Origin of the sequence: Pseudomonas frederiksbergensis (genome assembly GCF_003732665.1) — a bacterium.
GTDB classification, from domain to species: Bacteria; Pseudomonadota; Gammaproteobacteria; order Pseudomonadales; family Pseudomonadaceae; genus Aquipseudomonas; species Aquipseudomonas frederiksbergensis_G.
Genome location: NZ_MOBP01000002.1, coordinates 231,310 through 241,686, shown reverse-complemented (window position 1 = coordinate 241,686; position 10,377 = coordinate 231,310). Strand labels below are relative to the sequence as shown.

General features: G+C 59.3%; 8 protein-coding genes. 5 read left to right on the top strand and 3 right to left on the bottom strand.

Features of this window, described 5'->3' with window-relative positions; translation table 11 throughout:
* Nucleotides 1-270: 270 nt before the first annotated feature.
* The gene (gene lpxH / locus BK665_RS04120; RefSeq protein ID WP_123403105.1) at nt 271-1,023 is read right to left on the bottom strand and encodes a UDP-2,3-diacylglucosamine diphosphatase; all 753 of its coding nucleotides are present in this window, start codon (nt 1,021-1,023) and stop codon (nt 271-273) included.
* Entirely contained in the window at nt 1,020-1,526 is a 507-nt protein-coding gene (locus BK665_RS04115; RefSeq protein ID WP_123403137.1) for a peptidylprolyl isomerase, read from the bottom strand. Before BK665_RS04115 ends, lpxH begins: the two co-directional genes overlap by 4 nt.
* Before the next feature lie 251 nt (nt 1,527-1,777).
* Between BK665_RS04115 and BK665_RS04110 the strand changes: the two genes are divergently transcribed.
* Both BK665_RS04110 and cysS read left to right on the top strand, forming a co-directional pair.
* Nucleotides 1,778-3,478 (top strand): glutamine--tRNA ligase/YqeY domain fusion protein, encoded by a 1,701-nt coding sequence (locus tag BK665_RS04110; protein WP_123403103.1) that lies wholly within the window; start codon nt 1,778-1,780, stop codon nt 3,476-3,478.
* Between the two features lie 16 nt (nt 3,479-3,494).
* Nucleotides 3,495-4,877 carry a cysteine--tRNA ligase gene (cysS, locus tag BK665_RS04105; protein ID WP_123403099.1) on the top strand — a complete coding sequence of 461 codons (1,383 nt, stop codon included), beginning with the start codon at nt 3,495-3,497 and terminating at the stop codon, nt 4,875-4,877.
* A gap of 215 nt (nt 4,878-5,092) precedes the next feature.
* On the opposite strand, the gene BK665_RS04100 is transcribed toward cysS, so the two are convergent.
* Nucleotides 5,093-6,925, bottom strand: coding sequence for a sigma-54-dependent Fis family transcriptional regulator (locus BK665_RS04100; protein ID WP_123403097.1), 1,833 nt, complete (start codon nt 6,923-6,925; stop codon nt 5,093-5,095).
* A gap of 362 nt (nt 6,926-7,287) precedes the next feature.
* On the opposite strand from BK665_RS04100, the gene BK665_RS04095 reads away from it, so the two are divergent.
* From BK665_RS04095 to BK665_RS04085, 3 genes are read left to right on the top strand one after another with little or no spacing between them, the layout of a single operon-like run.
* The gene (locus BK665_RS04095; protein ID WP_123403095.1) at nt 7,288-8,382 is read left to right on the top strand and encodes an ABC transporter ATP-binding protein; all 1,095 of its coding nucleotides are present in this window, start codon (nt 7,288-7,290) and stop codon (nt 8,380-8,382) included.
* The gene (locus BK665_RS04090) at nt 8,382-9,512 is read left to right on the top strand and encodes an ABC transporter ATP-binding protein (RefSeq protein WP_123403093.1); all 1,131 of its coding nucleotides are present in this window, start codon (nt 8,382-8,384) and stop codon (nt 9,510-9,512) included. Before BK665_RS04095 ends, BK665_RS04090 begins: the two co-directional genes overlap by 1 nt.
* Nucleotides 9,509-10,375, top strand: a complete 867-nt coding sequence (locus BK665_RS04085; protein WP_123403091.1) for a carbohydrate ABC transporter permease — start codon at nt 9,509-9,511, stop codon at nt 10,373-10,375. Before BK665_RS04090 ends, BK665_RS04085 begins: the two co-directional genes overlap by 4 nt.
* Nucleotides 10,376-10,377: the final 2 nt, after the last annotated feature.

The window sequence follows — 10,377 nt, the reverse complement described above, 5'->3', positions numbered from 1 at the left end:
GTGCATATTTCGACTGATACGACGCCTTCGCGGGCAAGCCTCGCTCCTACGGGGGTTTTTGACAGGTCGGATATTTGATAACACCGCCGATCCCCTGTGGGAGCGGGCTTGCTCGCGAAAGCGGTGGGTCAGTTGATAGAGATGCTGGCTGGCAGGACGCCTTCGCNNAGGCTTGCCCGCGAAGGCGTCATGTCAGTCAGTGCATATTTCGACTGATACGACGCCTTCGCGAGCAAGCCTCGCTCCTACAGGGGGATTTGGGTTTGGTCGTTAGTTTGTGGGGGCTGCCAGTTGCGGCGGTGGGGCGAAGTCGAAGGGCGCCAGGGCAAACCCTTGCTCATCCACCTGCAACGCCCAGCCCTGACGATCCCAATCCCCCAGCACAATGCGCTTGGCCGCTTGCTCGCCAATCTGCAACTTATGGATCGCCGGGCGGTGGGTGTGGCCATGGATCAGGGTTTTCACGCCAAACTCCTGCATGATCCGCGGCACTTCCTCGGGCGTGACATCAACAATGTCATTGGCCTTCATCCGCGTCTGCGCCCGGCTCTCGCTGCGCAACTTGCGCGCCAGTTTATGCCGGGTGCTCAGGGGCAGGTGCCGGAGAATGAACAGGGTGACGGGGTTACGCAGGTAGCGCCGCAGCTTCATATAGCCGACGTCACGGGTGCAGAGGCTGTCGCCGTGCATCAACAGCACCGGCTCGCCGTAAAGCGGCACGACACTCGGGTCCTTCAACATCGTGCAGCCGGCCTGTTTGCAAAAGGCCTTGCCGAGCAGGAAGTCGCGATTGCCGTGCATCAGAAAAATGGCCGTGCCGCTGTCGCTGAGATCGCGCAGGGCCAGGCAGATGGAACGCTGGAAGGGCGTCATGGCATCGTCGCCAATCCACGCCTCAAAAAAGTCGCCCAAGATGTACAACGCACTCGCCGAGCGGGCGCGTCCGGCGAGCAAATCCAGAAACGCCCGGGTAATGTCCGGGCGCTCCTCTTCCAGATGCAAGTCTGAAATCAGCAGTATCACGCTTCGATGATCTCGGCTTTCTCGATGATCACGTCGTCTGCTGGTACGTCTTGGTGACCGGATTTCATGGTGGTGGAAACACCTTTGATCTTGTCGACGACTTCTTTGCCTTCAACTACTTTGGCGAAGACCGCGTAGCCCCAGCCCTGGGTGGTTTTAGCGCTGTGGTTCAGGAAGCTGTTGTCAGCCACGTTAATGAAGAACTGCGCGGAAGCCGAATGCGGCTCCATGGTGCGAGCCATGGCCACGGTGTACTTCTCGTTCGGCAGACCGTTGTCGGCTTCGTTCTGGATGCTTGGGCGCTTGTCTTTCTTTTCTTTCATGCCTGGCTCGAAACCGCCGCCCTGGATCATGAAGTTACCGATTACACGGTGGAAAACGGTGTTTTCGTAGTGGCCGGCTTTGACGTATTCGATGAAGTTGGCAACGGTGATCGGTGCTTTTTCAGCGTTCAGTTCCAGGACGATGTCGCCGTGGTTGGTGGTCAGTTTGACTTGGGTCATGATCGGCACTCTTTCAAGAAATTCGTGGGTTTCGGGGCGTTTGGGCCCGCAACCGGTCTGGTCGGTATCAACCAAGGTGCGCAGTTTAGCGCGACAGGCGTTAATTTCGAGGCAGTTTTTCAAAACAGGTGGATTAAACGCACCTGATTTAGGGCCTGCTCTGTCAGCCGCTTGACAGCATCGGCTATGATAGCGGCTTTGTTTTGTCAGGCCTTTAGTTCCGGCCGCGCACTCGTACGTTCAAGGATCCTATGAGCAAGCCCACTGTCGACCCTACCTCGAATTCCAAGACTGGCCCTGCCGTGCCGGTCAATTTCCTGCGCCCGATCATCCAGGCGGACCTGGACTCGGGTAAGCACACGCAGATCGTCACCCGTTTCCCGCCTGAGCCCAACGGCTACCTGCACATCGGTCACGCCAAGTCGATTTGCGTGAACTTCGGCCTGGCCCAGGAATTTGGCGGCGTCACGCACCTGCGTTTCGACGACACCAACCCGGCCAAGGAAGACCAGGAATACATCGACGCGATCGAAAGCGACATCAAATGGCTGGGCTTCGAATGGTCCGGTGAAGTGCGCTACGCCTCGCAGTATTTCGACCAGTTGCACGACTGGGCCGTCGAGCTGATCAAGGCCGGCAAGGCCTATGTCGACGACCTGAGCCCGGAACAAGCCAAGGAATACCGTGGCACCCTGACCGAGCCGGGCAAAAACAGCCCGTTCCGTGACCGCTCCGTGGAAGAAAACCTGGATTGGTTCGCCCGCATGAAGGCCGGCGAATTCCAGGACGGCGCACGGGTGCTGCGGGCCAAGATCGACATGGCTTCGCCGAACATGAACCTGCGCGACCCGATCATGTATCGCATCCGCCACGCGCATCACCACCAGACCGGTGACAAGTGGTGCATCTACCCGAACTACGACTTCACCCACGGTCAGTCGGACGCCATCGAAGGCATCACCCACTCGATCTGCACCCTGGAATTCGAAAGCCACCGTCCGCTGTACGACTGGTTCCTCGACGCGTTGCCAGTACCGGCGCACCCGCGCCAGTACGAATTCAGCCGCCTGAACCTGAACTACACCATCACCAGCAAGCGCAAGCTCAAGCAACTGGTCGATGAAAAACACGTGTTCGGCTGGGATGATCCGCGCATGTCCACGCTGTCGGGCTTCCGCCGCCGTGGCTATACCCCTGCGTCGATCCGCAATTTCTGCGACATGGTCGGCACCAACCGTTCCGACGGTGTCGTCGATTTCGGCATGCTCGAATTCAGCATCCGTCAGGATCTGGACCAGAACGCTCCGCGCGCCATGTGCGTGCTGCGTCCGTTGAAGGTAGTGATCACCAACTACCCGGAAGATCAGGTCGAGAACCTCGAACTGCCGCGTCATCCGCAGAAAGAAGAACTGGGCGTGCGCCAGCTGCCGTTCGCCCGTGAAATCTACATTGACCGCGATGACTTCATGGAGGAGCCGCCAAAAGGCTACAAACGCCTGGAGCCGAACGGCGAAGTGCGCCTGCGCGGCAGCTACGTGATCCGTGCCGACGAAGCGATCAAGGACGCCGATGGCAACATCGTCGAGCTGCGTTGCTCCTACGATCCGGAAACCCTGGGCAAGAACCCTGAAGGCCGCAAGGTCAAAGGCGTGGTGCACTGGGTGCCGGCCGCAGCCAGCGTCGAGTGCGAAGTGCGTCTGTACGATCGTCTGTTCCGCTCGCCGAACCCTGAAAAGGCGGAAGACAGCGCCAGTTTCCTGGACAACATCAACCCTCAATCGCTGCAAGTTCTCACGGGTTGTCGTGCGGAGCCTTCGCTGGGCAATGCACAGCCGGAAGACCGTTTCCAGTTCGAGCGCGAAGGTTACTTCTGCGCGGATATCAAGGACTCGAAACCGGGCGCTCCGGTCTTCAACCGTACCGTGACCTTGCGTGATTCGTGGGGCCAGTGATTCAAGGAAACTGAAAGTGCTTACGATCTACAACACGCTCACCAAGAGCAAAGAAGTCTTCAAGCCGCTGGATGGCAACAATGTGCGCATGTACGTCTGCGGGATGACCGTGTACGACTACTGCCACATTGGCCACGGCCGCAGCATGGTCGCGTTTGACCTGATCACCCGTTGGTTGCGTTTCAGCGGTTATAACCTGACTTATGTGCGCAACATCACCGACATTGAAGACAAGATCATCAATCGGGCCAAGGAGAACGGCGAGCCGTTCGATGTGCTGACCGAGCGCATGATCACCGCGATGCACGAGGACGAGGCGCGCCTCAACATCCTCAAACCGGACATGGAACCACGGGCCACCGACCACATCGCTGGCATGCAGAGCATGATCCAGACCCTGATCGACAAGGGTTACGCCTACGCCCCGGGCAATGGCGACGTGTATTACCGCGTTGCCAAGTTCATGGGCTACGGCAAGCTGTCGCGCAAGAAGATCGAAGACCTGCGCATCGGCGCACGGATCGAAGTCGACGAGTCGAAACAGGACCCGTTGGACTTCGTGCTGTGGAAAGGCGCCAAGCCGGGCGAGCCGAGCTGGCCTTCGCCGTGGGGCGACGGTCGTCCGGGCTGGCACATCGAGTGCTCGGTGATGTCGACCTGCTGCCTGGGCGAGACCTTCGACATTCATGGCGGCGGCAGCGACCTCGAGTTCCCGCACCATGAAAACGAAATTGCCCAGAGCGAAGCGGCCACCGGCAAGACCTACGCCAACGCGTGGATGCATTGCGGCATGATTCGCATCAACGGCGAGAAGATGTCCAAGTCCTTGAACAACTTCTTCACCATTCGCGACGTGCTGGAAAAGTACCACCCGGAAGTCGTGCGTTACCTGCTGGTGTCGAGCCACTACCGCAGCGCGATCAACTACTCGGAAGACAACCTCAAGGACGCCAAGGGCGCACTCGAGCGTTTCTACCACGCGTTGAAAGGCCTGCCGAGCGTGGCGCCGGCCGGTGGCGAAGCGTTTGTCGAGCGCTTCACTCAGGTGATGAACGACGACTTCGGCACGCCGGAAGCCTGCGCGGTGCTGTTCGAGATGGTGCGCGAGATCAACCGTCTGCGCGAGAGCGATCTCGATGCAGCGGCGGGGCTTGCAGCGCGCCTGAAAGAACTGGCGAGCGTGCTGGGTGTGTTGCAGCTTGAGGCGGATGACTTCCTGCAGGCCGGCGCTGAAGGCCGGGTTGATGCGGCTGAAGTGGATGCGCTGATTGCCGCGCGTCTGGCGGCTCGTGCGGGCAAAGACTGGGCCGAATCCGACCGCATCCGCGACCAGCTCACCGCCATGGGCGTGGTGCTGGAAGACGGCAAAGGCGGCACGACCTGGCGTTTGGCTGACTGACTGCTGCGCTCGTTACAAACAAAACCCGCCTTGTGCGGGTTTTTTTTTGCCTTGACCACAAGTTTGGTGGTGCACCGGCTGGCGCCTTCGCGAGCAAGCCCGCTCCCACAAGGGACTTGTGTTGTACACACTATTGGATGTCACACCGGACCACTGTGGGAGCGGGCTTGCTCGCGAAGGTCTCAAGCCAAACATCGCCAGTAAGGCTCACTCCGTCATTCAGCCTGGCGCAACCGCTTGTAAAGGGTATTGCGACTAACCCCCAACCGCCGCGCCAAATGGGAGATATTCCCCCCAGCCGCCTGCAACAACCGATTCAAATCCTCGGCGTCATTCAAATCCGCCGCCAACGGCTCCGGCGTCTCCACCGGTTCCATCTCCAGATCGACAAAAAAATCATCCGGCAAATGCTCCGGCCTTACCGGTTGCTCCTCAGCCATGGCCAACGCCACCTGCATCACACTGCTGACCTGCCTCAGATTCCCCGGCCACGGATGACGGCTGAACAACTCCATCACCTCACGGCTCAGCCCGGCCCATTGCGACGGTTCCCGATGCTGCTCCCACAAGCGCTTGAACAGTGCCTGTTTGTCGGTGCGTTCCCTTAAGGGCGGCAGTTCCAGAGTCAAGCCACCGATCCGGTAGTACAAATCTTCCCTGAAACGACCGAGCTGAACCTGCTCGCGCAACGAACGGTTGGTCGCCGAAATAATCCGGATATCCACCGGGAACAACTCGCTGCTGCCCACCGGTTGTACGCAGCGCTCCTGCAAAACCCGTAATAACCGAGCCTGAGTCGGCAACGGCATGTCACCGATTTCGTCGAGGAAGAGGGTGCCTTTATCGGCCTTGCGAATCAGGCCGATGCTGCCTTTCTGGTTGGCGCCGGTGAACGCGCCTTTCTCATAGCCGAATAACTCAGATTCCACCAGTTCGGCGGGGATCGCCGCACAGTTGACGGCAATGAACGGTTGTTTGCTGCGGGAGCTGGCCTGGTGCAGCGCTTTGACAAAGACTTCCTTGCCGACCCCGGTTTCGCCGTGGATCAGCAGCGGAATGTCTTTTTCCAGCAAACGTTCGGCCTGGCGCACGGCTTTTTCTACGCGGCTGTCGCCGAAGTGCAGGGTGTTCAGGCTAATCGCGGTGGGCGTCGTGACGGTCGGTTCGGCAAACACTCTCGCCTGAATCGGCGCCTGTTTCGGCCGCTTCAACAAACACTGGAAGCGGTTGCGCCCGGAGGCTTGCAGGGCAAACGGCAAACCATCGGGCTGATTCAGCAATTCCAGCAGCGACACCTTGAACAGGCTCTCGACACTGACTCGCGACAGGCTGATCCCCAGCAGATTGTCAGCCCGGCGATTGGCCGACAGCACTTGCCCGGTCTCGTCGAAAATCAGCAATCCGGCCCATTGGCTGTCGAGGTTGTTCAACCCGGTGTTGAACGTCAGTTGAAAATGCTGGCCATGGAACAGGTTGAGGATCAGCCGGTTTTCCACGGTCTGGCTCATCATCTTGACCATGCCCAGGGTGTGGGACGGCGGCAAGTAACTGTCGCTGGACACATCCAGCACCGCGATCACCTTGCGCTCGGCATCGAAAATCGGCGCGGCGGAACCGGTCATGAAGCGGTTGGCTTTCAGAAAGTGTTCATCGTGCTCGATATGCACCGCTTGCTCGCAAGCCAGGGCGGTGCCGATGGCATTGGTGCCGCTGCAACGTTCTATCCAACTGGCGCCGGCGCTGAAACCCCGGGTCAGGCTCGGCTCGATGAAACGCTGGGTGCCCCAGGACGTCAGCACCTGGCCCTGGTTGTCAGCGAGCATGATCAGGCAATTGGAGTTGCTGAGGATGTTCTCGTAATACGGCAGGACTTCCTGATGGGTGGTCTGCACCAGGGAATGCTGGCTCTCCAGCAACTGCGCAATGCCGTCGGCCGGTAGCTGGTCGAAGGTCGGCACACTGTGGTGATCAAGACCGAACGCGCGGCAGCGGGACCAGGAGTCCTGAATGATGGCGTCGTGGGAGAGCGGCGAGGCAGGTACGGCCATGGCAGTCGATCTCTGAGCAAAGCTTTTATTGTTTTTATGGGTGTTACACAACACTTGATGCGCCACATAACCCTGTAGGAGCGAGGCTTGCCCGCGATGGCGATTTCGATGACGCCATCGCGGGCAAGCCATGCTCCTACAGGGGCAAATTGCATGCGTAGAGTGTTGTTCACTATTGTTCATTGTCAACCGTCGAACTGTTCAATTGTTCAGCCGCAACTGTTCATTTCTGTTCAGCAACGAACGCGGTTTTCCGCTCTTTCGCCGGATTTTCAAACCAGATCAAAGGCTTGTGATTTCTGGCACGAATGTCGCTCTATCGCTTCGGTCGCTTGACTCCAAATAATAAAAAAGGCCGAGCCATGTCACTCACCCTGGAGCACGTCAGCCGTACCGTCGAGGGCCAGACCTGGATCGACGATGCGTGCCTTGTTTTCGAACCCGGATCCTTCAACGTTTTGCTCGGGCGCACGCTGTCCGGCAAAACCAGCCTCATGCGCCTGATGGCCGGTCTGGACAAGCCCGACAGCGGGCGCATCCTGATGAACGGCGTCGACGTCACCCAGCGCCCGGTGCGTCTGCGCAACGTGTCGATGGTCTACCAGCAATTCATCAACTACCCGACCATGACGGTGTTCGAGAACATCGCTTCGCCTTTGCGCCAGGGTGGTGTGTCCAACGAAGTGATCCAGAGCAAAGTGCTGGAAACCGCGAAGATGTTGCGCATCGAGAAGTTTCTTCAGCGCCATCCGCTGGAACTGTCCGGCGGCCAGCAGCAACGCACGGCCATGGCCCGGGCGCTGGTCAAGGACGCCGAACTGATCCTGTTCGACGAACCGCTGGTCAACCTCGACTACAAACTGCGCGAAGAACTGCGCCAGGAAATGCGCGAGCTGTTCAAGGCGCGGCACACCATCGCCATCTACGCCACCACCGAGCCCAACGAAGCCCTGGCCTTGGGCGGCACCACCACCATTCTTCACGAAGGTCGGGTGATTCAGAGCGGCAAGTCCTCCGAGGTGTATCACCAGCCGCAAACGGTGCTGGCGGCGGAGTTGTTCTCCGAACCGCCGATCAACCTGATGCCGGGGCGCATTGCCGGTAACGAAGTCAGCTTTGCCAATTTCGTGCACTTCCCGTTGAACGTCGATCTGCGCCCGGTAGGCGAGGGCGAGTTCCGCTTCGGCGTGCGCCCGAGTCATATCTCGCTGGTGCCGAGCAACGACGATGACCTGGAACTCGCCGTGACGGTCGAAGTGGCCGAGATCAGCGGTTCGGAAACCTTCCTGCATGTGCGCAACGAGCATTTCCTGCTGGTGCTGCACTTGCCGGGGGTCCACGAATACGACGTCGATGCGCCGATTCGCATCTATATCCCGACCCATAAACTGTTTGTGTTCGATACGCAGGGGCGGCTGGTCCAGGCGCCCGGTCGTCGTATCGCGAGGGTTGCCTGATGGCCGAAATCCGTTTGCAGAACCTCGCCCACAGCTACACCCGCACGCCGAGCGGGCCTGAAGATTATGCGATTCGCGAGATGGACCACATCTGGGAGCAGGGCGGTGCCTACGCCTTGCTCGGGCCGTCGGGCTGCGGCAAGTCGACCTTGCTCAATATCATTTCCGGGCTGCTAAGCCCGTCCCAGGGCCAGGTGCTGTTCGACAGCAAAGTGGTCAATGACCTGACGCCCGAGAAGCGCAACATCGCCCAGGTTTTCCAGTTTCCGGTGGTCTACGACACCATGACGGTGTTCGACAACCTGGCGTTCCCCCTGCGAAACCAGGGCATGAACGAAGCGAAAATTCACAGCAAGGTGCAGGAAATTGCCGAGGTGCTTGACCTCCAGGCCCTGCTCAGCAAAAAGGCGCGCAACCTCACCGCCGATGAAAAACAGAAAGTCTCCATGGGCCGTGGGCTGGTGCGCGATGACGTGTCGGCGATTCTGTTTGACGAACCGCTAACGGTGATCGACCCGCACCTGAAGTGGAAGCTGCGGCGCAAGCTCAAGCAGATCCACGAGCAATTCAACATCACCATGGTCTACGTCACCCACGACCAGCTCGAAGCCTCGACCTTCGCCGACAAGATCGCGGTGATGTACGGCGGGCAAATCGTGCAGTTCGGCACGCCACGGGAATTGTTCGAACGGCCGAGCCACACCTTTGTCGGCTATTTCATCGGCAGCCCGGGGATGAACCTGATCGATGTGCAGCCACAGCCCGGTGGGGTCGGTTTCGCTTCGACGCACTTGCCGCTTTCCGACGCGATGCAGCAACAAATCGCCGACAAGCCGTGGAAAACCCTGAAGGTCGGTATCCGCCCGGAGTTCGTGCATGTGTGGGACGAACCGTTTGATGACGCGATGCAGGCACAAGTCGTACACATCGAAGACCTTGGCACCTACAAGATCATGACCCTGAACCTCGACGGCGCGCCGCTGAAAGTACGCCTGGCCGAAGACAAACCGGTGCCCGAGGGGATCGCCTATATCAGCTTCCCGGCGCAATGGCTGATGGTCTATGCCGACGAATACTTGCTGCCGGCCCAAGCCAATAACCCGCAAGCCAATAATGGGGTGCAGCCATGAACAAGGTGCAGAACAACAAGGCCTGGTGGTTGGTCCTGCCAGTGTTCCTGCTGGTGGCATTCAGTGCGGTGATCCCGATGATGACCGTGGTCAACTACTCGGTGCAGGACATCTTCGACCAGTCCAGCCGCTACTTCGTCGGCGCCGACTGGTACAAGCAGGTGCTGCTCGATCCACGGTTGCACGACTCGCTACTGCGGCAGTTCATCTATTCCGGCTGCGTGCTGCTGATCGAAATCCCCCTGGGCATCGCCATCGCCCTGACCATGCCGACCAAGGGCCGCTGGTCGTCACTGGTGCTGATCATCCTGGCGATTCCGTTGCTGATCCCATGGAACGTGGTCGGCACCATTTGGCAGATCTTCGGCCGCGCCGATATTGGTTTGCTCGGTTCCAGCCTGAATGCCATGGGCATTAACTACAACTACGCGTCGAACACCATGGACGCCTGGGTCACGGTGCTGGTGATGGACGTCTGGCACTGGACCTCGTTGGTGGCGCTGTTGTGTTTCTCCGGTCTGCGGGCGATCCCGGACGTTTACTACCAGGCAGCACGGATTGACCGCGCGTCGTCCTGGGCGGTGTTCCGGCATATCCAGTTGCCCAAGCTCAAGAGCGTGCTGCTGATCGCGGTGATGCTGCGCTTCATGGACAGTTTCATGATCTACACCGAGCCGTTTGTGCTGACGGGGGGCGGGCCGGGTAACGCGACGACTTTCCTGAGTCAGACGTTGACTCAGATGGCCGTAGGGCAATTCGACCTCGGCCCGGCGGCGGCTTTCTCGCTGGTGTACTTCCTGATCATCCTGTTGGTGTCCTGGCTGTTCTACACCGCCATGACTCACTCTGACGCCAACCGCTGAGG

What these genes read in the sequence shown, in the direction of transcription:
- BK665_RS04115 (WP_123403137.1), bottom strand. Translation starts at nt 1,526, where the DNA reads ATGACCCAAGTCAAACTGACCACCAACCACGGCGACATCGTCCTGGAA.
- BK665_RS04110 (WP_123403103.1), top strand. Translation starts at nt 1,778, where the DNA reads ATGAGCAAGCCCACTGTCGACCCTACCTCGAATTCCAAGACTGGCCCT.
- BK665_RS04100 (WP_123403097.1), bottom strand. Translation starts at nt 6,925, where the DNA reads ATGGCCGTACCTGCCTCGCCGCTCTCCCACGACGCCATCATTCAGGAC.
- BK665_RS04095 (WP_123403095.1), top strand. Translation starts at nt 7,288, where the DNA reads ATGTCACTCACCCTGGAGCACGTCAGCCGTACCGTCGAGGGCCAGACC.
- BK665_RS04090 (WP_123403093.1), top strand. Translation starts at nt 8,382, where the DNA reads ATGGCCGAAATCCGTTTGCAGAACCTCGCCCACAGCTACACCCGCACG.
- BK665_RS04085 (WP_123403091.1), top strand. Translation starts at nt 9,509, where the DNA reads ATGAACAAGGTGCAGAACAACAAGGCCTGGTGGTTGGTCCTGCCAGTG.